21 protein-coding genes, 1 other RNA gene and 1 pseudogene are annotated in these 26,893 nt (G+C 58.5%); 18 read left to right on the plus strand and 5 right to left on the minus strand.

Annotated features, from left to right (window positions below):
- Window positions 1–32 precede the first annotated feature (32 nt).
- A complete protein-coding gene (smpB, locus tag ACTHXA_RS00565; protein ID WP_441668275.1) occupies window positions 33–509 on the plus strand; it encodes an SsrA-binding protein SmpB in 477 nt (158 codons plus the stop codon).
- A gap of 228 nt (window positions 510–737) precedes the next feature.
- On the opposite strand, the gene ssrA is transcribed toward smpB, so the two are convergent.
- Window positions 738–1,109, minus strand: a transfer-messenger RNA (tmRNA) gene (ssrA, locus tag ACTHXA_RS00570).
- A 171-nt stretch (window positions 1,110–1,280) separates the two neighbouring features.
- On the opposite strand from ssrA, the gene ACTHXA_RS00575 reads away from it, so the two are divergent.
- The 4 genes and pseudogenes from ACTHXA_RS00575 to ACTHXA_RS00590 all read left to right on the plus strand — a co-directional run bounded on the left by ACTHXA_RS00575 (window position 1,281) and on the right by ACTHXA_RS00590 (window position 5,902).
- Entirely contained in the window at window positions 1,281–4,085 is a 2,805-nt protein-coding gene (locus tag ACTHXA_RS00575) for a hypothetical protein (RefSeq protein ID WP_441668277.1), read from the plus strand.
- Between the two features lie 86 nt (window positions 4,086–4,171).
- Window positions 4,172–4,627, plus strand: coding sequence for a type II 3-dehydroquinate dehydratase (gene aroQ, locus ACTHXA_RS00580; RefSeq protein WP_441668279.1), 456 nt, complete (start codon window positions 4,172–4,174; stop codon window positions 4,625–4,627).
- Between the two features lie 402 nt (window positions 4,628–5,029).
- Window positions 5,030–5,158 (plus strand): annotated as a pseudogene (locus tag ACTHXA_RS00585) (type IV toxin-antitoxin system AbiEi family antitoxin domain-containing protein); the annotation flags it as partial.
- Between the two features lie 150 nt (window positions 5,159–5,308).
- Window positions 5,309–5,902: an endonuclease domain-containing protein gene (locus tag ACTHXA_RS00590; RefSeq protein WP_441668640.1), complete on the plus strand. Its 594-nt coding sequence runs from the start codon at window positions 5,309–5,311 to the stop codon at window positions 5,900–5,902.
- Between the two features lie 173 nt (window positions 5,903–6,075).
- Here ACTHXA_RS00590 and ACTHXA_RS00595 read toward each other — a convergent pair whose 3' ends face one another.
- Together ACTHXA_RS00595 and ACTHXA_RS00600 are read right to left on the minus strand one after the other, a co-directional pair.
- The gene (locus tag ACTHXA_RS00595; protein ID WP_441668281.1) at window positions 6,076–7,305 is read right to left on the minus strand and encodes a cobalamin-independent methionine synthase II family protein; all 1,230 of its coding nucleotides are present in this window, start codon (window positions 7,303–7,305) and stop codon (window positions 6,076–6,078) included.
- Complete coding sequence (locus tag ACTHXA_RS00600) at window positions 7,302–7,784, minus strand: septum formation family protein (RefSeq protein ID WP_441668283.1); 483 nt, start codon at window positions 7,782–7,784, stop codon at window positions 7,302–7,304. The genes ACTHXA_RS00595 and ACTHXA_RS00600 overlap by 4 nt, the downstream gene beginning before the upstream one ends.
- A gap of 95 nt (window positions 7,785–7,879) precedes the next feature.
- On the opposite strand from ACTHXA_RS00600, the gene ACTHXA_RS00605 reads away from it, so the two are divergent.
- From ACTHXA_RS00605 to ACTHXA_RS00640, 8 genes are all read left to right on the plus strand, one after another.
- The gene (locus ACTHXA_RS00605) at window positions 7,880–9,358 is read left to right on the plus strand and encodes an MFS transporter (protein ID WP_441668285.1); all 1,479 of its coding nucleotides are present in this window, start codon (window positions 7,880–7,882) and stop codon (window positions 9,356–9,358) included.
- 133 nt (window positions 9,359–9,491) lie between these two features.
- Entirely contained in the window at window positions 9,492–11,060 is a 1,569-nt protein-coding gene (locus tag ACTHXA_RS00610; protein WP_441668287.1) for a type I restriction-modification system subunit M, read from the plus strand.
- Entirely contained in the window at window positions 11,057–12,019 is a 963-nt protein-coding gene (gene rhuM, locus ACTHXA_RS00615) for a RhuM family protein (RefSeq protein ID WP_441668289.1), read from the plus strand. Before ACTHXA_RS00610 ends, rhuM begins: the two co-directional genes overlap by 4 nt.
- Window positions 12,016–13,266 (plus strand): restriction endonuclease subunit S, encoded by a 1,251-nt coding sequence (locus ACTHXA_RS00620; protein WP_441668291.1) that lies wholly within the window; start codon window positions 12,016–12,018, stop codon window positions 13,264–13,266. Before rhuM ends, ACTHXA_RS00620 begins: the two co-directional genes overlap by 4 nt.
- A complete protein-coding gene (locus tag ACTHXA_RS00625; RefSeq protein WP_441668293.1) occupies window positions 13,263–16,340 on the plus strand; it encodes a type I restriction endonuclease subunit R in 3,078 nt (1,025 codons plus the stop codon). Before ACTHXA_RS00620 ends, ACTHXA_RS00625 begins: the two co-directional genes overlap by 4 nt.
- Before the next feature lie 176 nt (window positions 16,341–16,516).
- Complete coding sequence (locus tag ACTHXA_RS00630) at window positions 16,517–16,846, plus strand: helix-turn-helix domain-containing protein (RefSeq protein WP_441668295.1); 330 nt, start codon at window positions 16,517–16,519, stop codon at window positions 16,844–16,846.
- A gap of 461 nt (window positions 16,847–17,307) precedes the next feature.
- Window positions 17,308–17,874, plus strand: coding sequence for a DJ-1/PfpI family protein (locus tag ACTHXA_RS00635; protein WP_441668297.1), 567 nt, complete (start codon window positions 17,308–17,310; stop codon window positions 17,872–17,874).
- Between the two features lie 89 nt (window positions 17,875–17,963).
- On the plus strand, window positions 17,964–19,310 hold the full coding sequence (locus tag ACTHXA_RS00640; protein WP_441668299.1) for an NtaA/DmoA family FMN-dependent monooxygenase: 1,347 nt from the start codon (window positions 17,964–17,966) through the stop codon (window positions 19,308–19,310).
- 106 nt (window positions 19,311–19,416) lie between these two features.
- Here ACTHXA_RS00640 and ACTHXA_RS00645 read toward each other — a convergent pair whose 3' ends face one another.
- Window positions 19,417–20,535 carry a Zn-dependent alcohol dehydrogenase gene (locus ACTHXA_RS00645; protein ID WP_441668301.1) on the minus strand — a complete coding sequence of 373 codons (1,119 nt, stop codon included), beginning with the start codon at window positions 20,533–20,535 and terminating at the stop codon, window positions 19,417–19,419.
- 1,064 nt (window positions 20,536–21,599) lie between these two features.
- Between ACTHXA_RS00645 and ACTHXA_RS00650 the strand changes: the two genes are divergently transcribed.
- Together ACTHXA_RS00650 and ACTHXA_RS00655 are read left to right on the plus strand one after the other, a co-directional pair.
- Window positions 21,600–21,998 carry a helix-turn-helix domain-containing protein gene (locus ACTHXA_RS00650; protein ID WP_441668303.1) on the plus strand — a complete coding sequence of 133 codons (399 nt, stop codon included), beginning with the start codon at window positions 21,600–21,602 and terminating at the stop codon, window positions 21,996–21,998.
- The gene (locus ACTHXA_RS00655) at window positions 21,995–22,453 is read left to right on the plus strand and encodes a hypothetical protein (RefSeq protein ID WP_441668305.1); all 459 of its coding nucleotides are present in this window, start codon (window positions 21,995–21,997) and stop codon (window positions 22,451–22,453) included. The genes ACTHXA_RS00650 and ACTHXA_RS00655 overlap by 4 nt, the downstream gene beginning before the upstream one ends.
- Window positions 22,454–22,609: 156 nt before the next feature.
- Here the strand turns inward: ACTHXA_RS00655 and ACTHXA_RS00660 are convergent, their stop codons facing one another.
- Entirely contained in the window at window positions 22,610–23,431 is an 822-nt protein-coding gene (locus ACTHXA_RS00660; protein WP_441668307.1) for an inositol monophosphatase family protein, read from the minus strand.
- 130 nt (window positions 23,432–23,561) lie between these two features.
- Here ACTHXA_RS00660 and ACTHXA_RS00665 point away from each other — a divergent pair, with 130 nt between their 5' ends.
- The 3 genes from ACTHXA_RS00665 (at window position 23,562) to ACTHXA_RS00675 (ending at window position 26,826) form a co-directional block, all read left to right on the plus strand.
- Window positions 23,562–24,128, plus strand: a complete 567-nt coding sequence (locus tag ACTHXA_RS00665; RefSeq protein ID WP_441668309.1) for a GNAT family N-acetyltransferase — start codon at window positions 23,562–23,564, stop codon at window positions 24,126–24,128.
- 365 nt (window positions 24,129–24,493) lie between these two features.
- Window positions 24,494–26,038, plus strand: coding sequence for an ABC transporter permease subunit (locus ACTHXA_RS00670; protein ID WP_441668311.1), 1,545 nt, complete (start codon window positions 24,494–24,496; stop codon window positions 26,036–26,038).
- Complete coding sequence (locus ACTHXA_RS00675) at window positions 26,035–26,826, plus strand: amino acid ABC transporter ATP-binding protein (RefSeq protein WP_441668313.1); 792 nt, start codon at window positions 26,035–26,037, stop codon at window positions 26,824–26,826. The genes ACTHXA_RS00670 and ACTHXA_RS00675 overlap by 4 nt, the downstream gene beginning before the upstream one ends.
- The last annotated feature ends 67 nt before the right edge of the window (window positions 26,827–26,893 follow it).

Raw genomic sequence — 26,893 nt, forward strand, 5'->3', positions numbered from 1 at the left:
GAATACACCCGGATGCGGGGAGGAGGAAACACATGCCCAAAGAAAAGGGTGAGCGCGTAGTTGCGACAAACCGCAAAGCGCGGCACGACTACACCATTGAGGACACCTACGAGGCAGGCATGGTCCTCCACGGCACCGAGGTGAAAGCGCTCCGCGAGGGACGTGCGTCACTCGTCGATGGCTACGCCTACGTGGACCGCGGTGAAATGTGGATCGATAACGTTTACATTCCCGAATATTTCCAAGGCACGTGGAATAACCACACCCCACGCCGAAAGCGGAAGCTGCTGCTGCACAAAGAGCAGATCCGCAAGATTGCTGCGAAGACTCGCGAAGGTGGCTACACGATCGTGCCTTTGCGACTGTACTTCTCGGATGGACGAGCCAAGCTCGAAATCGGTGTCGCCAAGGGTAAGCGCGAGTACGACAAGCGCCAGGCGCTGCGCGAGCGGCAGGACAAGCGCGAAGCGGATCGCGCGATTGCCGCGCGGAAGTACGTGGGGGAATAGCGGCGGGGAGCTGATGCGCCGCATCCTCAGCTGATCGTCGCTGGCGCGCGCTATCTAATAACCAGAACACAGGTCGTTATTAGATAGTTTGTTATCTAATAATGATGGCGGTAGTCGTTCTTCGCTATGCAGTGCTGCCAGGAATTAGTACTGCTGAGGAAACAGAAGAACCCCGTCGATTCGCGTCACAGGCCTACTGCTGCCGTGTGCGCGCCCCGACGGGGCTCAAAGTGGAGATGGCGGGAATTGAACCCGCGTCCACGACTGAGATTCTGCGGTTTCTCCGGGTGCAGTTTGCCGTGCGTGTTACTCGGTTCCGGCCATGGGGGCAAACACCTTGACCGACACAAACCCAGTCACAGTAAAAGTCCCGCGGAGCCCTGTGACGCGGCTACGCAGCAAGTGTTCTAAATGACGCTAGGAACCAGACCGAACACGATTCTGGGCTAACGGACTCGGGCTCGCTGCTTAGGCAGCGAGGGCGAAGTCAGTGCGCTTGTTATTGGCACTTATGGTTTGCGAGGGGCGTTAACGAGATAACCCCGCGTCCTCGACCCGCTTCACGCAGTTTCACAAGCCATGTCGAAACCGATCATCCCCGTGTACTGCTGAAACTTCTCAGCGCTATTGAGTTGTAACAGGTGTAACCCTGAGACGTGCAAGTCTATTCCAATTTCGTGCGTTTGTCTCGTGCGTATCTTGGGTACGACCTCAGGTGGATTCAGCGAGGCACGCGCCAATACGTAAGCTGTGCCGCCTATTCTTAGTCTTATGACTTGGAATCAGGGAAACGACCAGGATCGCGAGAACAACGGCGACGAGCCGAAGTCCACCCCGCAGTGGAGCACCGACGGCTGGCAGCAGCCTGACTCGAACCAAACTGATTCCGGCAACCAGTCTGGCAGCGACGATGCTGCCGCTGGTGGCCAGCAAGGTACGGGTTGGCAGCAGGATGCTCCGGGCTACGACTCGGGCGATAGCGCCTTCCAGCCACCGCAGCAACAGAATGCTTCGTGGCAGGGGCTGAACGGCTGGGAAGGTCAGCAGCCGAATTTCGGCGCTCCGCCGCAGCAGGGGAACGCTGGATGGCAGCAGCCCAATTTCGGTGCGCCAGAACAGCAGCCGAACGCCGGATGGCAGCAGCCAGGCAATCAGCCGCAGGCAAACTTCGGTGACCAGGGTGGCGATCAGCAGGCTCCGAACCAGTGGCAGGGTCAGCAGCCGAACTTCGGTGAGCAGAGCGGTAACCAGGCAAACACGCAATGGGATGGCTCGTATTCCAACTTCAATGCGACGCAAGACGCCGAGCAAGACCAGCCCTCCGGTGAACCCGAGGCGTCCACACCGCAACAGCACGCATCCGGACAAGAAGAAGGCAAGCCAGCTTGGAGTAATTGGGCTGGGCCTGAAGAGCCTTCGATCGAACACCAGCCGGTAGACGCCGAAATCCGCGATGACGCGGCAGCGGACCAGGGCGAGGGCGAGGGCGAGGGCGCTAATGCAGCCGAGTCGCAGGGCACAGACGCCAATGCCGCGGCCAGGTCAGACCAGCAGGATTCGGGACACGACTGGAATTCATGGGATCAGCCAACCCAAGCGATTTCTCACCAGGGCGCCGAGCAGTCCTCCCAGGCGGCATCCGGACACGATGACACAAACCAGGGGTTCGAACCGCCCGCGCAATCCTCGGTGCCGGAACAGCCTTCGGGATCAGAACAGCCGCAGCAGCCCACCTCTGCATTTGGTGCGTGGCCTGCAGCAAACCAATCGACCGATAACCAGTCCAACCAAGCTGGAGCAACGCATCCTGACGAAGAATTCGTTGAGGGTCAGCAGCCGTCAATTACTGACGCATCGCAACCGGGCGGCCAGCCCGCCGATGACCAGAGCACCCGCCCATTCGACCGCGAGGATCTGCGAGGCGAGGACTCGGCGAATCAGCCGAACGCCGCGTTTGGTGCGTGGCCGGTTGCGGGACAGCCGGACTCGGGACAGGGCCAGCAGCACGGCTTCGACCAGGGCGCAGCTTCGTCAGATAACCAACCTACCGAGGCATACGGTCAGCGATCGCAGGATGGCCAGTCGAATGATGGCTACGGAGCTGCCGGATTCAGCGAGCCGGGCCAGGGCTTTGGTGATGACAATGGCGATAACCAGGGCGGCGGTGCCGGTTGGGGTGTCGCAGCCGGCGCTGCGGGCGCCGGAGCAGCTGGTTGGGCTGCAGCGAACCAGCCATGGAACGGCAATGATTCACAGTCGGATCAGGCGCAGCAGAATCAGTGGGGCCAGGAACAGAATGCTGACGCGCAGCAGGGATCCTGGGAGTCGCAGGATGATGCTTCGACGCAGGTCTTTGGTGCTCCGCCGGCTGCTTTCCCCGGTGACCAGAACGTTCCATTCCAGGGCGCACAGCAAGGCCCGGGCGGCCCCGGAGGTCCTGGCGGGCCCGGAGGCCCCGGCGGTTATGGTCCGGAGGGACCACACGGTCAAGAGCAGCAGAAAAAGAAGCCCTGGTACAAGAAGCGCGGCTTCCTCATCACCGCAATTGCGGTCGTGCTGCTGATCATCGCCGCAGCCATCATTACGCCGCTGTGGATTCACCAGAGCAACGTCGATCGAGGCGACAACCTCGCGGCAACGTTCCAGAACTCGCTCGATGAATACCAGTCCGCGTGGAATGAAGAGAATCTCGCTGCGGTATCGGCAGTGAACCTCACTGAGCCAATGAGTGCCGCTGGCTTCACTTGGTACGACCTCGGCGAAGATGAGCGTGCTTCGCTCGACGAGGCCTGCGCCGACGTGGCTCCAGCGCTCGACAAGCGCACCGAGCTCGCGGACGCGGCGGTGCCGGAGTTGCCCCAGGAAGACGCGGCAGAAGCATCCGATGCTTACCTGCAGGCACAGGAAGATGCCGCGGCGCTCGGCGAACAGCGCACCGCAGCGGATGAATTCCTCGCCGGTAGCGAGACCTCGCTCGGAAAGATGAACGAGTTCTGCGGCAACTACGCGGCCTACGCGGACCTCTACGAGACCTTCAAGACGAACCAGTCCGGCGTGATGGAAGACGCTTACATGGTCGAGCAGGGCGAGCGTATCGACACTGCTGACGGTTCGGTCTACTACGAGTGCACGGTCGCCGAAGGCTGCGCCAACCTCTACGACCCGGACACCCGAGAACAGTTCGCCTCCGCGTGGGACGAGACCTATGTTGCGTACTTCCAGGGACTTGCGGATCTCTATGAATCGCAGTGCTTCCTCGCGGACTTCGCGGATGTCTGCGCAGTTGGCGTGACCGAATACCAGACGACTGCCGACGCCTACCAGGCAGTCTCGGACCACCTCCGTTCGACGGAGCCCACGGTCGCAGTTGGTGAGACCCTCTATCCCGAGCTCGACACACTGAGCCCGGCCGCATCCGACGCAGAGATCGATGCGGACACGGCATTCCTCATGGCTTGGCAGGAAGTGGAACCAGGCGCGTACTCGATGAGCACCACCGGTACCTCGCTCGGTGAGTACTTCGCGGATGAGGTGTCGTCCATCCAGGACCTCGCCTCGGCCGCCCTGGGAGAGTAATCCTTCCGGTACGAAAAGCCCGGCCCTCGAAGTTTCGAGCGGCCGGGTTTTTCGTTGTGGATGCGGTGGGCGGCTAGCATCGAATCATGCAGCGACCGAAGATTTTCGTTCTCAACGGCCCCAACCTCAATACGCTCGGCACCCGCAAGCCCGAGATCTACGGGGCGGAGACGCTCTCGGGGATTGAGCAGCGCGTGCGTCGGCGCGGTGAGGCACTGGGGCTCGAGATTGAGTTCTTTCAGTCGAATCACGAGGGTGAGCTCGTCGAGAAGATCCAGCAGGCGCGCAGTGAGGCCGCAGGCATTGTGATCAATCCCGCGGCGTATTCTCACACCTCGGTCGCCATCCATGACGCGCTCGAATATGCGGAGCGTCCCACGGTTGAGGTGCACATCTCGAACGTGCACGCACGCGAGCCGTTCCGCCATCACTCGTATGTCTCGGTGATCGCGAATGTAGTGATCGCCGGTGCCGGTCCGCTCGGCTACGAGCTGGCCCTCGAGTGGCTCGCTAACCACCTTCGACCGACGCACTCGGTGTAGCTGGGGTGGTCGGGCCCTGCGCGTATCCGTGGTCTACCCCGCGAGTATCGGCCGCGCATCCCGCGTCTCAATTCTGAAAAAGTGCCACGACAGCCGCGACACGCGGTCGACACGCCGTAGGACTTCCTCCTCGTGGCACTTTTCCAGAAGTGGGTGTTGGTCTTTGGTGCGTTGAGCTTGGTTTTGTCGGGGCATCGGTAGCTCATCAACTGCGCAGATGGAGTTGATCACCGAGCGTAGAGGTAACTCATCGCCCGGCGTAGTGATGCAACGCCCGGCGGAATGGATCGGTAGAGCAGCATCGGGAGCTGAAACTAATCCACAGGCTCACGGAAATGCACGGAGTCCACAGTTTCCTTGCACAAGAAAACGCGAGTAGAAACCATTCGCGAACCTTGCTGCATGGATGCGCTCGAGGAATCATTTAGACAAAAACACGGAGTCCTTCGACGAAGCGACCTCATCAAAGTGGGAGTTGACGACGACCAAATTAAGCAAGGGGTCCGAACAGGACTACTGAAACGTGTGCGTCGAGGGTGGTACAAGCACAGCGACGTGGAAGTCACTCCCATAATTGAAGCGGCAGTGAATCAAGGCTGTGCTTATTCGGGTGACCCGGCTCTCGCTCTTCATGGAGCATGGAATCTGCACCGGCAACACGTGTATCTGCGCACCGGCAGGATGCATCACAATCGCGGGCCCGCGACGCCAACGGTGTTACGCAGGTCGAATGGACGATACGTTCCCGTTGAAGCAGCGGTTGACCCAGTCGAACTCGCCTTCGAGGTCGCCCTGGTGAAATTGGATGCGTCAGATTTGATCGTGGTCGGCGACTCGATCGTCCAGCGAGGACTGCTCACGATTACTGAAATCGATGAGATTGCGGCAAGCTACCCGCCGCGTATTCGAGCAGCGGTCAGGAGAATCAACGGCTTTGCTGAATCGGGAACGGAAACCTTGGTGCGCCTTTGGCTAGAGGAAATGAGGATTCCGTTTGTGCAGCAGTTCATGTTTCGTGACAGCCAGCGGGCAGACTTTCTCCTCGGCAGGGGGCTGATTCTGGAGGTCGATAGCGTCGCGCATCACGCGTCGCGGGAACAGCAACAGAAGGACTACAACCGGGACCAGTACCTCAGGGGGCTCGGCTACGTCGTTTTTCGCGTCACCTATGACGATGTGATGCGCAACTGGAAGTTCGCGAGTGAGCAGCTGATGCTCATCATCCAAAGAGGCGAGCACTTGAAGATTCCGGCATTTCGCCGCGGAGCGCGCTAATAGCCGAGCCTTCCAAGGTAGGTTTCCTACTTCAACGGATGCCTACCTTCTGAAAAAGTGCCACAAGAGCGGTGACACGCCGTCAACACGCCGTGGGAATCATCCACCGTGGCACTCTTTCAGAGGGGGCGGGCCTTCGGGGTGAACACCCGAAGCCGCAGAACGCCGGAAATCTACGAAAACAACCGCTGCGAGGCGATCCGCGCACCTTCGCTGAGCGCCTCCAGCTTGGCCCAAGCGATGTCCGGGTGCACGCGCCCACCAAGCCCGCAGTCGGTCGACGCGATCACGTTCTCCGCGCCGACTACCGAGGCAAACTGTTCGATTCGGTCAGCAACGAGTTCTGGATGCTCGACAACATTGGTTGAGTGCGACACCACACCCGGTACGATGAGCTTCCCCTCGGGGAGCGCAACATCCTGCCAGACCTTCCACTCGTGGGCGTGGCGTACATTCGCCGCCTCGAAGGAATAGGAACCCGCACGTACCTCGAGCATCTGTCGCACGAGGTGCTTGAACTCAATATCGGTGGTGTGCGGTCCATGCCAGGAGCCCCAGCACAGGTGGAAGCGCACCTTGTCTTCGGGCAAGCCTTCAAGCGCGTGGTTCAGCGCGTCGATGCGCACCTGCGTAAACGCCAGGTAGTCCTCAACACTCGGCTCGGGCACGACCTGGTCCCAGGACTCCGCAATTGAGGGGTCGTCGATCTGCACCGTGAAACCGGCGTCAACGATCGCACGGTATTCGTGACGCAGTGCTTCAGCGCAGGCCCAGACGACTTCTTCATCGGAACCGTAGTGCTCATTCGGCAGGCGTGCCGCTGAACCGGGGGAGAGCGCCGCCACGAACCCTTCGGCCGACGAACCGAGCTCGGTCAACGACGACTGGAGCCCCGCGATATCCGCCGCCACCGCATCCTGGCCGATGTACTCGATTGGACCGGTGATGGAAGGCTGCACGGTGGGCTTGCGCCCGGCCAGCACGCCGTTCTCCGGGTTGAGATAGGCGTCGCGGAAGCGCGCGCGGTCGCGGCGGTGCGCGAAGGAAGCCAACCGAACATGTCCTGGCTCGGAGAGGATCGGGTCAGCCGACGCATCCGCCGCCCAGCGGTCTTCATCGCCCGGCGTGAGTCCCGAGAGCCGGGTGAAGGAGTAGTTCCACCAGCCACCGTAGTCCACGGCCTGGGTCATGAGGTGGCCGTATTCGCCGTCATTCAATACCGCGATCCCGAGCTCGTCTTGCCGACGAACGACGCCCACCACTTCCTCGTGCAGTGCCGCGGTGAATTCATCCCAGCTCAACTCGCCGTCTTGGTGGCGCTTATTAGTCTCGAGCAGTCGCTCGGTGCGGGGGAGTGAACCCACGTGCGTGGTTTGGATGCGATCGCGATTTGGCTGCGTCATGGTGTCCCTTCTGGAGTCGGATCCTCTGACGTTACTCCTTCCGCGCTTTCGCTGGCCGCCTCGCCGTTACTTGGCGTCACGACGCACACAATATTGCGGTCGCCCTGTTCATTCCAGCCGCCCTCAGAGGGCGCGAACGCCATCGAACTCCAGTCGGTGGATGTGGCCGGAGCTTCGCCAGTGAAGTCAGCGAAGGCCTGTGGACAGTTCTCGTCGATCAGCTGCTGGATCGCTTCGTCGCCCGGAAAACTGTCCCCGTCCACAGCCACCACCGTGGTGACTTCGTAGAGGTGCGGTTCGGAACAGGACACGACATAGGCGAACGCGTTGCCCTCATCGGCGGTGAAACAGTCACCTGCGCCGGTCTCGAAAATCGAGATCGGTTCGTTTTCTTCATCCTGTACGGCGCAGCCGCTCAGCAGCGCCCCGCTGGCCACAATGCAAGCGAGGATGCACGTCGAGAGCCTCGTAGTCTTCATTGCGCCAGGATATCTGCTGTGTCTTGGCGCCGTGCCGCGTGGGCACCCAGGCGCCGTTCCGAGGGAAAGCGGTCGTTCGGGGATATGCTAGCGCAGTGTCCATTACTGCCGATCCTCAGACAAATCGTTGGCCCGCGTTTATCGTCACGATTGCCGTTGCAATCGCGACGATTCTTGATTTGGTGAAGGTCAACGTCACCATTTCGCCAATGGAGGAGACGCTCGGGCTGACCAGCTCGCAAGCGCAGCTCATTGTCGCGGGGTACGTGCTGGCTTTCGGTATTCTCCTGGTGCCTTCGGGCCGGCTCGGCGATATCTGGAACCGCAAGGCGATGTTCATCATCGGTCTGAGTGTGTATGTGCTCGCGAGTCTGTACTGTTCGCTCGCGCCGGATGCGACCCAACTCGTGATCGCGCGTTTGATTCAGGGCGTTGCCGCGGCCATCCTGATGCCGCAGGTGATCGGGATGATCCAGAACCTGTTCGAGGGGCAAGAGCGCGGCCAGGCCTTCGGCATCTTCGGGGCCGCGATCGGTATCGGCACCGCATTCGGCCCGACGATCGGCGGACTGTTCATCGGCGCCCTCGGGCCGGATCTCGGCTGGCGCTGGACCTTCGGCATGAACGTCCCGCTCGGGTTGATCATCCTGCCCTTCGCGATTTGGCTCCTTCCGGGCCGGCAGAAGCACCAAGCGCGCAGCGACCTTGACCTACCCGGTGTCGGGTTGATGGCCGGTACTGTGCTGTTCCTGATGCTGCCGTTTGTACTCACCACGGGTGGTGAGGAAGACGATCCAATGCGGTGGTGGTTCTTGCCACTCGGGGCGCTCTTCGGTGCAGCATTCGTGTGGTGGGAGCGACGCTACGTCGCGGCGGGCAAGGACCCGGTGATCGATTTCGGCCTGTTCAAGTGGCCGTCGTACCGCAACGGTGTGCTGATCACGACCATCCTGTTCGGGATGATGCCGCCGGTGTTTTTCGTCTTGACGCTGTACAACCAGCAGGGGCTCGGTCACGCTGCGGTCGTGGTCGGGATGATCACGATCCCCTTCGCGATCACCTCGGCAATCGCGGCAGCAGTCTCTGGCAAATACACGTTCCAGCACGCGGCCACGCTGGTGCTCGTGGGCATGATCATTTTCTGGATCGGGATCTGCTCACTCGTGCTGGTCGCGCGGCTCGCAGACCCGGAGGCGACACCGATTTGGATGGCGGCCGTGCTCGCCGTGGCCGGTATCGGCCAGGGCCTCATGATGTCGGCAAACCAGATGCGCACGATGAAGCACGTGCCAATGGAGTCGGCCGGCGTCGGCGGCTCATTCATGCAGGTTGGGCAGCGACTCGGTAATGCGATCGGCATTGCGATCGCGACGTCGATCTTCTTCTCGGCCGTCGCAAGCTTGCCACTCATAGGCGGCGTCCCCGACCCCTCCGATCCGCAGACGATCGAGACCTATCGACAGGCGTTCACGGCGGCGATGGTGTTTGTATCGGGCATTGGGCTGCTCGGGCTTGCGTTCGCGTTCGCGGATTGGCGGATCGATCGGCGCGAGAGGCGCGAAGGGGTGGCGTAGCGCGGAGCGCCCTGTCCCCGCGGACGCGCGACAGGCACGACAACTACCGATGAATGTCGTTGGCCGCCGCTACGGTGAAATTATCAAGCAAAACAACTGAAGTATCACGCGCAACAGCGCAGGAGACACATACATGGTTCCGACAACTCGAGAAACTCAGCGTGCAGAACTGCACAAAACCATATGGCGAGTGGCTAATGACCTTCGTGGTTCTGTGGACGGGTGGGACTTCAAAACCTACGTGCTCGGGATGCTGTTCTACCGTTTTATCTCTGAGAACCTGACGGCGTATATCAATAGGTGGGAGCAGGAGGCCGGCTCCCCAGATTTCGACTACGCACTGCTGGGGGATGAAGAGGCCGGCTTGGTTCGCGATGACATCGTTGCGGAGAAGGGTTTCTTCATTCTGCCCTCGGAACTGTTTGCGAATGTTCGCTCACAGGCATCTACCAATGAGAACCTAAACGAGACGCTCGAGCGGGTCTTTCACAACATCGAGGGCTCAGCGGTCGGTACGGACAGTGAGAACGACCTCAAGGGCCTGTTTGATGACCTCGACGTCAACAGCTCAAAACTCGGCAACACCGTGGCCAAGCGCAACGAGAAGCTAGTCAAACTCCTGAACGCAATGGGGGAGTTACCTCTCGGTGATTTGCAAGACAACTCGATCGATCTGTTCGGTGACGCCTACGAGTTCCTGATGACGATGTACGCCTCGAGCGCTGGCAAGTCCGGGGGTGAGTTTTTCACGCCGCAGGAAGTCTCGGAGTTGCTTGCTCGAATCACGGTCATCGGGAAGACCGAGGTAAACAAGGTTTATGACCCAGCTGCGGGTTCTGGTTCGCTACTGCTCCAGTTCTCGAAAGTGCTTGGCAAGGACAACGTCCGGCAGGGCTTTTATGGTCAGGAGATCAACCTGACCACGTACAACCTCGCGCGCATCAACATGTTCCTGCACGACATTAACTACGAGAAGTTCGATATTGCGCACGGTGATACCCTGACCGATCCCGCGCATTGGGACGATGAGCCATTCGAAGCGATCGTTTCGAACCCGCCGTATTCCATCCGGTGGGATGGCGACGCGAACCCGCTGCTGATCAACGACCCACGCTTTGCGCCGGCAGGGGTGCTGGCGCCGAAGTCGAAAGCTGACTTAGCGTTCACCATGCACATGCTGCACTGGCTGGCAGTGGATGGCACTGCGGCGATTGTTGAGTTCCCGGGCGTTCTCTATCGTGGCGGTGCGGAACAAAAGATCCGCAAGTACCTGGTCGATAACAACTACGTGGATGCGGTCATCCAGCTGCCGCCGGACCTCTTCTTCGGCACCACGATCGGCACTTGCATCATCGTGTTGAAGAAGTCCAAGACAGTTAACTCAGTGTTGTTTATTGATGCCTCATCGGAGTTTAAGCGTTTGGGCAATAAGAACAAACTCACCGAGGAGAACCGGAAGACAATTCTTGACGCCGTTGTAGCGCGTGAAGACGTGGACCACTTCGCGAAGGTGGTTGCAAACGAAGCGATCGCCGAGAACAGCTATAACATCGCGGTGTCGAGTTATGTCGAGCAAGAAGACACACGCGAAGTCATCGACATCGTTGAGCTGAACGCCGAAATTAAGCGGATCGTCGCGCGCCAGCAGGTACTGCGTGACTCGATTGATGAGATTGTGGCGGATCTTGAGGGTGCGCAATGACGGACGCCTCAACCGATGGAATCATTCTCTACCAACGAGAGGATGGTCTTCCCGGGCTCGAGGTTCGGCTGGAATCTGAAAGTGTGTGGCTGAGTCAGCAGCAGTTGGCGGAACTGTTTCAAACCACTCGAGAGAATATTGCGATCCATATTCGCAATATCTATGACGAGGAAGAACTGCGCGAATCGGCAACTAGTAAGGATTTCTTACAAGTTCGTCAGGAGGGAAGGCGTACCGTTCGGCGACGGATAGTGCACTACAACCTCGACGTAATTATTTCGGTTGGATACCGAGTCAAGAGTAAGGTCGCCACGCAGTTTCGTATTTGGGCTACCGAACAGTTGCGGAACTATATCGTGGGCGGTGTGGTCGTGAACGAGCGTCGTCTCGAACAACTCGGGCAGATGGTGCAAATTCTGTCGCGTTCCGTTGATCAACTGGTATCCGGCGTAGCTGAGATCTTCACCGGCTATTTGCCCAGTCTGCGGCTGCTCCGTCAGTTTGACGCAGGTGACCTGGGGATCCCGGAGGGAGGGGTGCCTCGCTGGGAGCTCACGATCGAAGAAACTCGACGCGTGATCGGACAACTTCAGGCGGCTTTCCCGGAGGATTCGCTCTTTGGCGGGGAGCGAAGCGACAACCTAGAAGGTATTGTGCAGGCGATTTACCAATCATTCGGGGGCAACGAACTGTACCCAAGCACGCAGGAGAAGGCCGCCAACCTGCTCTACCTCGTGGTGAAGGATCACCCGCTGTCTGATGGCAATAAGCGCACGGCTGCGACACTGTTCGTCACGTTCCTCGCGAAGAACAATGCGTTACTTGGCCACGATGACCAGCCATTAATTTCTAATAACGCGTTGGCGGCAGTGACATTAATGGTCGCGATGAGCGAGCCGAAGGAGAAAGACCTCATGATCGCCTTGATCGTAAATATGTTGGCGGAGGATATGTCGTGAATCGTATCGACAGCTTAGTAGCGAGCCTGAGTCCCCAAGGAGTGACGTTCAAGTTACTTGGCGACTTAGCCATCACTGTTCCTGGATTATCAGGGAAGACAAAAGCCGACTTTATAGACGGAAACGCTCGATTCGCATCCTATAGAAATATATTCTCGAACCTCAGCCTCGACCAGCAGGCCGATGATTACGTCAAGGTGAAAGATGGCGAGAAACAGAACGCCATACAGCTGGGCGACGTTCTCATCACAGGTTCGTCAGAATCGCTTGACGAAGTAGGTATGTCATCTGTTGTTACTAGCGAACCGACAGAGCGGATCTACTTTAATAGTTTTTGTTTTGTCGTGCGATTTATTGACAAGACCATATTTGATGCTGGGTTTGTCAAATACCTTTTCCGAAGCGAATTCGTGCGAAAGCAAATTCGCAGCACGGCGAACGGTGTTACCCGTATAAATATCTCAAAGCCGCGGTTCATGAAGATACGAATTCCCGTCCCGCCTCTCGAAATTCAGCGAGAAATCGTGAGAATATTGGATCAGTTCACACAGCTGGAGGCGGAGCTGGAGGCGGAGCTGGAGGCGGAGCTGGAGGCCCGGCAGCAGCAGTATGCCTACTACCGCGATTCGATACTGGTTGGGGCTGAATCTGCGATGGTTGAAATGGGAGAATTAGGGAGCTTCACGCGCGGGCGGCGATTTACGAAGAAGGACTACCTGGCGGGAGGAATCCCTAGCCTCCATTACGGTGAGATTTACACTGATTTCGGCGTATCGGCGAGCCAATCAATCAACTCTGTTCGTGAAGATATGCGTAGTCAATTGCGTTTTGCGCCATCCGGTAGCGTCATTTTTGCAGGCGTGAGCGAGACTGTTGAGGACGTTGGTAAGGCCGTTGCCTGGCTTGGAGATGAACCTATTGCAGTTCATGACGATACATTCACCTTTGTAAGCGATCTAAACCCGAAGTACGTTGCCTATGCGGTTCAATCTCAAGACTTTCACCGGCAGAAAGAGAACCACGTCGCGCGAGGCAAAATGAAACGCTTGTCGGGGGCAGGGCTCTCGAAGATCGCTATACCAGTGCCGAGTCGGAATGCGCAGGACAGAATCGTATCTTTACTCGATCAGTTCGATGCCCTCGTCAACGACATCAGGATCGGTCTGCCCGCCGAGATTGCCGCGCGTCGTAAACAGTACGAGTATTACCGCGACAAGCTGCTGACATTCAAGGAACTTGCGCAATGAGCGAGAACCCCGGTCGCAAGTACGACCCAATTGCGGTCTCATCCGAAAGCACCGTCGTTGCGGAATACGTTCCCGACGAGCACTCTGCCGCCTCATACCAGTCCGAGGATGCGCTCGAAAAGGCATTCATCAAGCAGCTGGAGTCCCAGGCCTACGAGCGGCTCAAGATCACTTCCGAATTAGAGCTGGTCGTTAACCTCCGGGCACAGCTCGAACGACTTAATCAACTCAGCTTCTCCGACAAGGAGTGGGACTCGTTCTTCAGACACAAAATCTCGGGCGCGAATGACGGCATCGTCGAGAAGACCGTGCGCATCCACGAGGACCATGTTCAGCTCCTCGAACGGGATGATGGGACCACCAAAAACATCACTCTGATCGACAAGAAGAACATCCACAACAATCACCTTCAAGTGATCAACCAGTACGAGGTTGATCAGGGTGAGGGTGGTGCAAACTATTCGAACCGCTATGACGTGTCGGTGCTGGTCAACGGTCTCCCGATGATCCACGTCGAACTGAAGCGACGCGGCGTCGATATCAGGCAAGCCTTCAACCAGATTGATCGCTATCAGCGGGACAGCTTCTGGGCAGGCTCCGGTTTGTTTGAGTATGTGCAGCTCTTTGTCATCTCGAACGGCACACTCACCAAGTATTACTCGAACACAACTCGTCGTCACCACATCGACGAGAACTCAAAGAAAAAGCGGAAGTCGAAGACCTCCAATAGCTTCGAGTTCACGTCCTGGTGGGCAGACGCACAGAACCGCCCGATACAAGACCTCAATGCGTTTGCCAAGACATTCTTCGCAAAGCACACCATCCTGAATATTCTAACGAAGTACTGCGTGTTGACGGCCGACAGGATGCTCCTGGTGATGCGCCCGTACCAAATTGTGGCGACGGAACGGATCCTGCAGAAAGTGCAGATCTCCACGAACTACAGGCAGCTCGGTACGGTCGACGCGGGCGGCTATGTCTGGCACACTACCGGCTCCGGCAAGACCCTGACGTCGTTTAAGTCGGCGCAGTTGGTCTCCGAGATCCCGGAAGTCGACCGAGTCCTGTTTGTAGTTGACCGTAAAGACCTTGACTACCAGACGATGCGCGAGTATGAGCGATTCTCACCAGGCTCGGTTAACGGCAGCACCAACACCGCTCAGCTTGCGAAACAGCTGTCACTGCCAGTCGGCGCTGTGCTGGGCAAGCGTGGCGACGAGACACTCGTGAACCGGAAGATTTCGGTCACCACCATCCAGAAGTTGTCGACGTTTATTAAGGCCAATGCTGGTCACGAGATCTACAAAGGCCACATGGTCATCATCTTTGACGAGTGTCACCGTTCGCAGTTTGGCGACATGCACACTCAGATCACGAAGGCATTCAATAAGTACAACCTCTTCGGCTTCACTGGCACCCCCATCTTTTCCACGAATGCGGGTAGCGGCGGCAACCCACAGCTCAAGACCACGGAGCAGGCGTTCGGCGAAAAGCTACATACGTACACGATTGTCGATGCGATCACGGACAAGAACGTGCTGCCGTTTCGGATCGACTACGTCAACACCGTTGAAGTCGGCAATGTGGTCGACAAACAGGTGTCCTCGATCGACACCGAGAGAGCACTTCTCGCCCCAGATCGGATCAGCCAGATCGTGAAGTACACGCTCGAGCACTTCGATCAAAAGACGAAGCGTGCTGAGCACTACACGCTCGGTGAGCGACGCGTTCGAGGCTTCAATGCACTGTTCGCCACCGCTTCGATCGAGGCTGCGCGGGTTTACTACAACCACTTCCAGATGCAGCAGATAGGCCTACCGTCCGACAAACAATTAAAGATTGGCCTGATTTACTCCTACGGCGCGAACGACGCCGTCGAAGACGGAGGGCTCGACGAAGAGGGCTTCGACACGGACGCCCTGGACATGGACGCGCGATCCTTCCTTGAGGATGCGATCCAGGACTATAACGACATGTACGGCACGTCCTTCGACACTTCCGCCGACCGGTTCCAGAACTACTACAAAGACCTCTCGCTTAAGTTGAAGCAGCGCGAGATCGACCTCGTCATAGTCGTGAACATGTTCCTCACAGGCTTCGATGCAACTACGCTCAACACTCTGTTTGTCGACAAGAGCTTGCGCGCGCACGGGCTAATCCAGGCCTACTCGCGCACGAATCGCATCCTGAACTCGGTGAAGACGTACGGCAATATAGTGTCATTCCGAAATCTCGAGGACCAGACGAATTCTGCTCTGGAGCTGTTTGGCAATAAGGATGCCCGAGGCGTCGTGCTGCTTAGACCCTACTTGGAGTACTACGCCGAATATGCCGACAAGGTGCACGAGTTGCTCAACAACTACGTACCGGGCGAAACAATCGTGGGGGAGCAAGCGCAAAAGGACTTCATCAGTACCTTTAGTGCGATCCTCCGCTTGCAGAACATCCTCACCTCATTTGACGAGTTCGAGGGCCACGCGTTGTTGTCGGAGCGGCAGGAGCAGGATTACCGCAGTATTTATCTTGATCTCTGGAACGAATTTCGTACAGTTCGTGACGGTGACAAAGAATCGATCAACGATGACGTGGTATTCGAGATTGAGCTGATCAAACAGGTTGAGATCAATGTCGACTACATCCTCTTACTCGTGCAGAAATACAAGGAGCGGCACGGCGATGGTGAGGATAAAGAGATTCGAGCAGAGATTTCTCGCGCCATTGACGCTTCACCGACACTGCGCAACAAGAAGGATTTGATCGAAGACTTCGTCGACTCCGTGTCGATTGATGGGAAGGTCGATGAAGAGTGGGCGGCGTATATAGCGCAGCGGCTCGAGCGAGAACTGAACACGATCATCGAGGAAGAGAAGCTCAAGGTGGAGCCGACGCGGGAATTCATGCAGTCAGCGTTCCGCGATGGTGAAGTGCGAACCCGCGGGACAGCTGTGATGAAGATTCTGCCTCCTGTCTCCAGGTTCTCACGAGAGAAGAACCAGGGTGAGAAGAAGCAGCGGGTGCTGGAGCGGCTCGGGGCGTTCTTTGAACGGTTCTTTGGTCTGGGCAGTAGCAATTGAGGATCCGGCGAAGCGGGTCGCCTGCGATATTGAGCAAGTAGCAAAGGATTTTTGCAGGTGTGAGCAATGGAACGTCCATCGCGCCGACCAGGTGATTAGGCTCATCGCCGACAGGCCGTAGTGGGTGCCTAACGCAAAACTGAATCAGCGCGTGCCAAATGTATAAAAATAGGTGGATGGTGAACGACATAATTGCCGTGATCGAGAGAGCCCGAGCCTCGTCTGGACTTTCTCAGCGTGACCTGGGCGAACTGTGCGAGATATCGCAGCCCACGCTGAATCGTATTCTGAGTGGCGAGCGGCCCATTAAGATGACGGAAGTAATCCGTATCTCCGACGCGACCGACTCTACTGTCGTGCAGCTTTGTGGCAGTGCGGTCACTGATCGCGTTGAGTGCGTCGCTGCCTTGACTGAAGGATCGAGTCGGGCCTTGCTGTATCAGCCACTATTGCGCTTCATGGAAATTGATTCGTACCTAGACGAGCAGGGTATTCCCTCAACTTGAGGATGTAACTGGCGTGGCAGGAAGCATCTCAAGCACCGAACATGTTTCTCTAAGGATTTTGAATCTGAATAGTTGCCAGGACCATTGGCAAACAGCGCGATCGCGAACAAACGGAATTCTATTTTGAGTCAAAGGAAAGGAATGATGGACAGAAGCGGCGTCAGTTTTCAATCCATTGGAGAAGGTATATTCCTGGTCAACGGCGTCAGCGTGAGCCCGAGGACAGGTCTGTATGTGATGAGGGCAGAGACAAGGAAGAAATCTGCAAACTTGGGAAGGGTGATTGTGCGCCAACCCCACGCAGAAATGCAGCGCAAGCACTTGAAATAGCTACCGTGCGGGCAGTCTTCAGGCTCCAGGGCAACACTGAGATCGCGAAGCCGCGCATCCTCGGCTGCGAGGTCTCGCGAACGAAATTACTTGCGATAGTGCCTAAGCAACGCTGCTGAATGGAGTCAACCATGTCGAAAGTCCTGATCCTTGCCGGAGATTTCTCCGAAACCCTCGAAGTCTTTTACCCGTACGAGCGATTGCGTGAGGAAGGCTACGAGCCGGTCATCGCATCCCTCGAAAAGAAGCGCCTGCAGTTCGTGGTCCACGACTTCGAACCCGGCTATTCCACCTTCACTGAGAAGCTCGGCCACGGGTGGGATGCGGATATCGCCGTCGCGGACGTGAACCCGGCTGACTATGTCGCGCTTGTGGTTCCCGGTGGTCGCGCACCCGAGTACTTGCGCAATAACCCGGATGTGCAGAGCATCGTGCAGCACTTCTTCAACGAGTCGGCGCCGGTCGCCTCAACCTGCCACGGACCGCTGATTCTGGCGTCGTCTGGAGTGCTGCAGGGGCGCCAGTCCTCAGCATTCCCCGAAGTCGCGCCGGACGTGACCGCCGCTGGAGCGACCTACGTGAACTCGGAAGCCCTCGTCGACGGCAACCTGGTGACCTCGCGGGCTTGGAATGACAACGGTCCCTGGTTCGGCAAGTTCATCGCCATGTTGCGAGAGAAAGCGCCGTTGAACGGCTGAGTGTCCTGCAAGGAATGAATTCCGGCGGCCGGTGGCGTGAAGCTCTGGCCGCCGGATTTTGAGCCCGACCCTCATCTAGGCTGTCGATCGTGACTCCATCCCGCCGTGTCCCCGAACAACAGTCCGCTACGCAAATGCATCTGGTCGCGATGGTGAATCCGCCAACGAGCCAATACGCGGTGAACTGGCGAAATCCGCTCGGTCGCGAAGACTGGCTGTCCTCGCGGTTCTACACCGACCTCGCGCGCATGCTTGAGCGCGGCAAGTTCGACATGATGTTCTTCGCCGATGCCCTCGCCGTCCCCGAAGATCGCGAAGGGGACTACGGCACGACGCTGCAAACCGCGGGCAAAGGCAGCATTTACCTTGACCCGATCACCACGATCTCGCTCGCAGCGGCAGTAACCAACCACATCGGCCTTGGCGCAACGGTCTCGACGAGCTTCCTGCCGCCCTACACGATCGCCCGGCAGTTGCTGTCCGTCGATCACCTCTCCGGAGGACGGGCAGCCTGGAACATTGTCACCTCCACCACCGACGCCGAGGCCCGCAATATGGGCCACGACGGAATCGCCTCGCCGGGCGAGCGATACGACAACGCGGATGCGGTGGTCCAGACAGTCGTCGATCTCTGGCGATCTTGGGAACCGGATGCGCTCATCCGCGATCGAGAGTCGGGCACCTTTGCCGATCCTGCACGCGTGCACCGGGTATCCGGTGACCTCTCGCGAGGACCACTCACGCTGCCGCGCAGCCCGCAGGGGAATCCGGTGCTCATGCAGGCAGGTTCCTCACCGCGCGGACGCGCTTTTGCGGCTCGTTGGGCCGAAGTTATCTTCGCGATTGGCGACTCCGAAGAAGGGATGCGCGAGCTACGAACCGAGCTGCGCGAGCGGGCTCGGATCGACTATGGGCGTGATTCGAGCACCATCAAGGTATTGCAAGGGATTCAGCCCGTTGTGGGGTGGACCGACGAGGATTCAGCCGCGAAACTCCGCACGCTGCGAGATCAAATCGATCTGCCTTCGGCACTCACGAAGCTTGCGAGGCTGTTGCATGCGGAGGAGCTCAACCCGGAGGACAGAGCGACGGATGTGCTCGCGGAACACCGCGGCGCAACCGGCAGCGTCGGGTTCGAAGACATGCTGGCATCGGTCAGCGAGCGGCAAAACTACACCGTCGCGGATCTTGCGATCGAGCAGTCGCTGAACCAACTGCATCCACAAATCGTGGGGTCGCCAGCGACCGTTGCCGACCACCTTGAACACCTATTCCGCAGCGGCGCAGCCGACGGCTTTGTGGTGTTCCCAGCGCTTTACCACTCGTCGTTCGAGGACTTCGTCGCCGGGGTCGTGCCTGAGCTGCAACGCCGCGGGGTATTCCGTACCGACTACGCCGGACCGACGCCCCGAGACACCCTTCGACAGGCCCAGTAGGTCCGTGGTCTACGGTCGCAATCCGATTGCTGCCCCGCAGCGTGCTGGGGCCACAGCGAATTGTTCACTGTGGCCCCAGCACTGGCTTTCGTTGCTCGATGGTTTACTAGTCGAACACGATCACGTTTCGGGCGATCGCACCGCCCTCGAGCTCTTCGTAGGCCTGGTCGATCTGATCAATGCGGATACGTCGCGACACGAGGTCGTCGAGGTTGAACCGGCCTTGCAAATAGAACTCCGCATACATTGGGATGTCGAGTTTCGGGTTTGACTGCCCCATGTACACGCTCTGAAGCGCTTTCTGACCCTGCAACATATCGGGCATCGTCGGTAAGGAGAGTTCCACACCGGGTTTGTGCATGCCAACCTGCACGAATGTCCCACGTGTACGTAGTAGTGACCAAGCCTGCTCAGCAGTAACCTTGAGGCCGATAACTTCGAAGGCGTAGTTGACGCCGCGGCCATTCGTGAGCTCGCGAACCGCTGCAGCGAGGTCCTTCACTTCGCCAGAATTAATGGTGTGCGTCGCACCGAACTTCTTCGCGAGTTCAAGCTTCTCGGGTGATAGGTCAATCGCAATGATTGTCTTGGCACCTGCAAGGTGTGCCGCCTGGATCGTGTTGAGCCCGACGCCACCGCATCCAATGATTGCCGCAGTGTCGCCGACCCCGAGATCCGTTGCGTTGATCACGGCGCCGGCGCCGGTGATGACACCGCAACCAAGTAGGCAAGCGCGATCAAACGGGATTTCCTTCGGAACCTTGACCACGGAGTTCTCGTGCACCAACATTTCTTCCGCAAATCCAGACAGATCCGCCATTTGAAAGACTGGCTTACCGTTCTGGGTAAGACGGGCCGGTTCTTCATTGGTGCGACGGACGGCCTCGGGGTGCCAGCATGAATTCACATGGCCTTTCACGCACTCTTCGCACACGCCGCAGTAGCTGATGAGGTTGGATACGACGTGGTCACCGACCTTGAGTTCCTGCACATCGGGGCCGATCTCTGTGACGATACCGGCAACCTCATGCCCGGCAACCAGTGGGGCAGTTAGTCCCAGCACGTTCGCGGCTTGTTCTGGATCGGTCAGCTGGATGTGTCGGTCGGAGTGGCATAGTCCCGATGCTTTGACCTGAACGCGAACCTCTCGGTTCCGTGGACTGTCGAGTTCGATTTCTTCGACTCGGAACGGTTGATTGAATTCAGTTAATACTGCTGCTTTCACGGCGTCTCCCTTGATCCGATCTAGTTTTGGTCCTCAGCATCGTCATCGATCTGAGGTGATAGGAGTCAGGTTATCCGACATGTGTCGGAGAAATGTAGAGTTCGCTGTGAATGGAGCCGTTCTGGCGCGCAGATGCAACCAACAAGGGATGCGGGGATCTCAAATGCGGACATCTCGAGTGGCACGCACGTCCCATGCACTCTGCAGGCATATCCCTGACGAAACCGACTGTTTCGGCAAGTGGTACTGCACCGCGTTCGTTCAGCTTGCTGAAAAATTTGGCGTACATGGGGGAGCACGGCACCAAATGCGCTTCCTGAGTGCCCCAGTACGCCAAACGTTTCTCGCTGCCGCGGGAACAGCCACTATCGGCACTGGCTCGTTCCATATCAACTGGTCGCGTGGACTAATTCGGTCGCTATACTCCCGTTGTCATTGTTAGTCCGTGCTGGCGCGATAATACGGTGGGAGTGGTCTTGGTTCGGATTGCGTTGCCGCCGGGATCACGCACCACCTGGAGGGTCCCGTTTGAGGTGCCCGGACCGGGAGGCGAATGGCAGCCCGCACAGCATGACCATGGAGGTCACGAGTTCTACACACAACTGCGTCAGTTTCTGGGATCATTACCGCCAAGTGAACGCGAACTAATTCGTGCCGAGCTTCGTGAGAAGCTTAAACTTGGCTCGCGAGGGGAACTCGTATTCGGGCCGGGAAGAGAGCACGATGTCGATCTCATTGCCTCGAGTCGATTTGTTCTCGAGCTGCGATTGTCAAGTGTTGGAGCCGCAGATCCTGGTGATGCGGAGCAAGAACCGGCTCACCGACATGTACGTCTCTACTATGTTGAGCCAGCCAAAGACTCTGAACTGTTGCTCCTGCTTCTAATCAAATCCAAACCACCAGGCAAAATCGGACTACAAGAACAGAACGCTCACGCGAGAGAAGCCGCCAAGATCGCTGACGAACACTGCAGGCAGAATGGACTCCTGTAACACCCTAAAATAGGGCGTGTATGATCTAAAAGTCATATTCACCGAACTAGGACAGTGTTGCGAGGTAGTGCCATGAGTATTGACGAACTTCTTGGTGTCGATACTGGTGATCCTAAACAGCGGCTCGCCATCGAACTCGTGCGCGAGGATCACGAGATGCTCAAGGAGTTGGTGGCGCTGCGAGAGCAGCTCAAAGCGAGCCAACAAGAAATCGGTGAGCTAATGGGCATCAGCCAAAGCGCAGTCGCCCGCATCGAACGTGGTGAGCGTGACCCCAGGCTGTCAACCCTTCGTCGCTATGCGCACGCAGTCGGCGCATTGATCGAACACCGCGTTATCCCGATTGCTGAGTTGAAACTCCGTTGGGAACCGAAGGACTTGAGTGGGCCGGTTGGCCGTGGCTACCAACTGCCTGACAGGCAAGACCTGACCGAGGCATGGACAGGTTCGGCGAAAAGAGGCCGTCGATGATGCGCTCACCGATTCAGGAACTGCAGGTCGATCACATTCTTGCCGTTCCCGGAGGTCTTCAGCTATTAGGCGTAATGATTTCGCCTACGGTCACGGATGAACAGGATGAGAATCCGCACGATAGCAATGCAGTTACGACCTGGGCACTATCGGTGCTTATCCGCGATCAAGATCCCAAGCTTGGTGTCGTGGGGCACCTAGATCATCGCCTTGCTGGCTATACCTACGTGGCCGATGTTGTGGCACCGATGATTTTTTTGAAGGGGGCCGAAGTTGATCTCCAGGATGGCAACGAGATACGGAAATTTCTCGAACGTCATGCAACAACGGTCAGCCACGTGCTTTGGGACTTTGCTGCTGCGGCTGTTCGATCTGCAAGCGGTGGAGCCGGCGGCGTGCCAGACTTGCCGTTCGGGACTCCTGAACCGTACCTGGACGTCGATCTCGAGACCTAGGGACGTTCACTTTGCTGAAAAATTTGGCGTACATGGGGGAGCACGGCACCAAATGCGCTTCCTGAGTGCCCCAGTACGCCAAATTTTTCAGGACCAGCAGTTCTCACCCGGCCTAGTTCCAGAACCAGGAACTAGAACAAACAACCAGAAGCCGCCCTACTGCCGGTGCGCCCGGAACACCGCAAGCGCCTCATCGTGCAGCGCGCCGTTCGTCGCGAGTGCTGAGCCGTGCCACGGCCCATCCTGGCCATCGATCGAGGTGAACTGCCCGCCAGCCTCTTCAATAATCGGCACGAGCGCCGCCATGTCGTAGGCCTGCAGATCGATCTCGCAGGCGACCTCAAAGGCGCCTTCCGCGACCAGCATGTACGGCCAGAAATCTCCGATCGCGCGCGAACGCCACATCCGCTCATTGAACTCAACGACCGGCGCGAGCTGCCCCGCCTGCAACCAATACTGCATCGACCCGTAGCTGAACTGTCCTTCTTCGAGCCGGTCGACGCCAGAGACATGGATGCGGCGGTCGGTTGCGGTGTCGGAGTCGGCCAGGTCGTCGTCGAGGTACGCGCCGTGCCCGGTTGATCCCCACCAGCGGCGATTCAACGCCGGCGCCGAGACCACACCGACCTCGGGGCGACCGTCAATGACCAGCGCAATGAGCGTTGCCCAGATCGGAACGCCGCGCATGAAGTTTGCTGTGCCGTCGATCGGGTCAATGATCCACTGCCTGCGCGAGGTGCCTTCGGTGCCGAACTCCTCACCGTAGACCGAGTCGCTTGGCCGCTCGTCGGCAAGTTTCGCGCGGATGGCCTGTTCCACTGCACGGTCACCGTCGGTGACATGCGTGCGGTCCTCTTTCACATACACGCCGAGGTCGCGGCGGTTGAAATAGTCCATGGACATGGCATCAGCGATATCCGCGAGCTGGCGGGCGAGACGAAGGTCAGCGGTGATCGAATGCAGGAGTTCATAGGCCATAACCTCAGTATCGCCTCTGAACACGCAATTAAAGTCCGCACGCTCCGGGAATATCGGGTTTCCGGAGTGCGTTAGTGTGCAGGTGCCCATTTTTGTGGGTGACCCAAGTACGCAGCAGCGAGGAGACCCCTTGACGATTACCACCACTGCGACGGAGCGCTTTGAAATCCTTGACCCCAAGGATGCTCGACTTACGCCGGTCCTCGAAGATCTCGTGCGGGAATATGACGCACGCTATGGCGATCTCGAGGGACATGACGCTAAAGCTGAGGTATATGACGGCACGGCTGATCGGTTCCTCCCCGAACACGGCGGGGCGTTTATTGCACTGATGGACGGGGACACTGCCATCGCCACCGGTGGCATCCGCCAATACGACGAGCGGACCGCCGAGTTTAAAAAGATCTGGTCGCATCCAGAACGTCGCGGCCAGCGACTCGCCAGCCGGATGCTTGAGAAACTTGAATCGACCGCGTTCGAGATGGGCTATGAACGGGTCTATCTCACCACCGGCCCGCGACAGCCCGAGGCAGATCGCCTCTACGAACGTCAGGGCTACACCCCTCATTTTGATCCCGAAGCATTCACCGCGCACGCGTACGTGAAAGCACTCATTCCCGAGGCAGACGCCTCGAAACTCCCCACCTCGAGCATTGCGCAACTCTTCGAATTCAACGGAGTTGCCGAGCACAACTGACGCGCACGCAACTTCGCCGCCGTAGGTACCCCGCCAGCAACCCTGGTGGTGGGGGACCTGCGGCGGTCATCGTTTTCCGGAGTGAGATGGGTCGCGTTCGGAATGACGTGATGGCGCGACCCGTCGAGCGTCGAGTGTCGAGTGTCGAGCATCGATGCATTGCGCGCGGGCATTACTACTGCCACGCATCGATACTGCGCATGCATTGAAATCGGTGTCTTGTCGAGAGCCCGGAGCTGATGTGACGCAAGATTTCGTGCCGTGAAGTTCTGCGCGATTTCGTGACGTCACACAGTGGCGATGCGGCCGGGCGCCGCTCAAGATTGCCTCCTACAGGTCGAAGCCCTATGACCGGAGGAGACACCGTGACCACCACCGACACCAGCACACGATTCGAGGTCGTGAGCCCGAGCGATCCTCGAGTGCAGTCCGTGCTCGAAGACCTCGTTCGCGAGTACGACACCCGATACGGGAATATCGACGGTCACAATGCGCGTGCCGAGGTCTACCGGGAACTCGAAGCCTACGAGCGCGAGCGACGTGGCGTATTCCTCGTCCTCTTCGATGGGGATGCACCGATCGCCTCGGGCGCGGCACGTTCACTCACCGAGGACACCGTCGAATTCAAGAAGATCTGGACACATCCGGAACGACGTGGTGAAGGGCTCGCATCCCGACTGCTCGTGGAGCTTGAAGACGTTGCGCGTGGGGTCGGCTACGAGAAAGTCTTCCTCACCACCGGTCCGCGTCAACCGGAAGCCGACCGGCTGTATGAACGCAGCGGCTACACCGCGCACTATGAACCGGGAGCGCCCACCGTGCATCCTTATACCAAAGCGCTTGTTGCGGGGATTGACGGTACCGAGTTGCCCGAAGGCCAGGAGCGACTCGGGATCGATTTCGCAGAGCTCGTTGCGCAGGCAGGCGACGCGCAGACTGCCGCGGCGCAAATAAGCGCGGCGAGAACGGACGCCGCGCAAACTGGAACAGCGCAAATTGGAGCCGCGCAAACTGGAACCGCGCAAACTGGAACTGCGCCGACTGGTACAGCGCAAACTGGAACCGCGCCGACCAACTCAACGACCCGGCGCATCCTGCCACGACGACACTGGGGTCGCTGGGCGGTCGCGCTCATCGTGCTCTTCCTCGTTTCGCAGTTTGCGGTTTCGCTCGTCAAGAACCCGAACTGGCGCTGGGATGTGTTCGCCGAGTACTTCCTGTCGCAAGCGATCGTGGAAGGGCTCATACTGACGCTCTTGCTGACCGCAATCGCGGCAGTAATCGGCTTCCTGCTCGGGGCAATTCTTGCCGTGATGCGGATGTCTGAATCGCCGATCCTGAAAAGCATCGCCAGCGGCTATATCTGGTTCTTCCGCGCGGTGCCGCTCGTCGTGCAGCTCGTGGTCTGGTACAACCTGGGCTACCTCTGGCCCACCCTCGGTTTCGGCACCCCGTTTACGACCGATTTCTGGCTCTTCGAGTTCAACACCGTCACGCTCATCTCCGCGTTCACCGCCGCGATCCTCGGACTCTCACTGCACGAAGCCGCATATTCGGCCGAAATCATACGCGGCGGCCTACTCTCGGTCGACCAAGGTCAGGTTGAAGCTGCCCGTGCACTCGGGCTCCCGCGCCGAACACGCTTCTTCCGCATCGTGCTGCCGCAAGCGCTCAGGTCCATCGTGCCGAACGCCTTCAACTCGGTCATTGGCCTCGTGAAGGGCACCTCGGTGGTGTTCATCGTCGCACTCCCGGAACTCTTCTACACCGCCCAGGTGATCTACAACCGCAACCAGCTCGTGATCCCACTGCTGTTAGTGACCGTGGTCTGGTACGCGGTCATCACTACCCTCCTCAACGTCATTCAGCACTACATCGAACGCCACTACGCGAAAGGCCACGAACGATGACCAGTACCAGCGCATCTACAATCACCCGCGGCCACGTCGAACTGCGCGACGTCCACAAATCTTTCGGCGAGGTTGAGGTGTTGCACGGCATCGATCTCACCATCGAGCCCGGCGAAGTGGTGGTGTTCCTCGGTCCCTCTGGGTCTGGCAAGTCGACGCTGCTGCGCGCGATCAACCACCTTGAGCCGATCGAGCAGGGTGAAATCACCATTGACGGCGAATTCATTGGTTACGCCGAGCGAGGCAATGATCTCGTTGAACTGCCCGAACACGAAGTCCTCAATCGACGGCTCCGTGTCGGGATGGTGTTCCAGCAGTTCAATCTCTTTCCGCACCTCACCGCAATCGAGAACGTCACGATTCCAGTCACCTCCCGGCGATTGAAATCGAAGGATGCGGCGCGCAGCCGAGCGCTCGAGTTGCTTGAGCGAGTGGGACTTCGCGAACTCGCGGATCGGTATCCGCGCCAACTCTCAGGAGGTCAGCAGCAGCGGGTCGCCATCGCCCGCGCGCTCATGTTGGACCCCGATGTGATGCTCTTCGACGAACCCACCTCGGCGCTCGATCCCGAACTCGTGGGCGAAGTGCTCCGAGTGATCCGCGCACTCGCCGAACAGGGACGCACGCTCATCGTGGTCACCCACGAGATCAGTTTCGCCCGGGACGTCGCCGATCGCGTCGTATTCATGGCTGACGGGCGAATCGTCGAGCAGGGCACCCCGGATGCGGTGCTCGAGCATCCGCGCGAGGCGAGAACACGCGACTTCCTTCGTCGGTTCCTCGCCTAACAGGAGCGGCTGCCTCGCCTCGAGTCCGGCGCTTCCATCCCTTCACATTTCAACACTATCCACGCAA

Source organism: Gulosibacter sp. (assembly GCF_052090685.1).
Lineage (GTDB): Bacteria > Actinomycetota > Actinomycetes > Actinomycetales > Microbacteriaceae > Gulosibacter.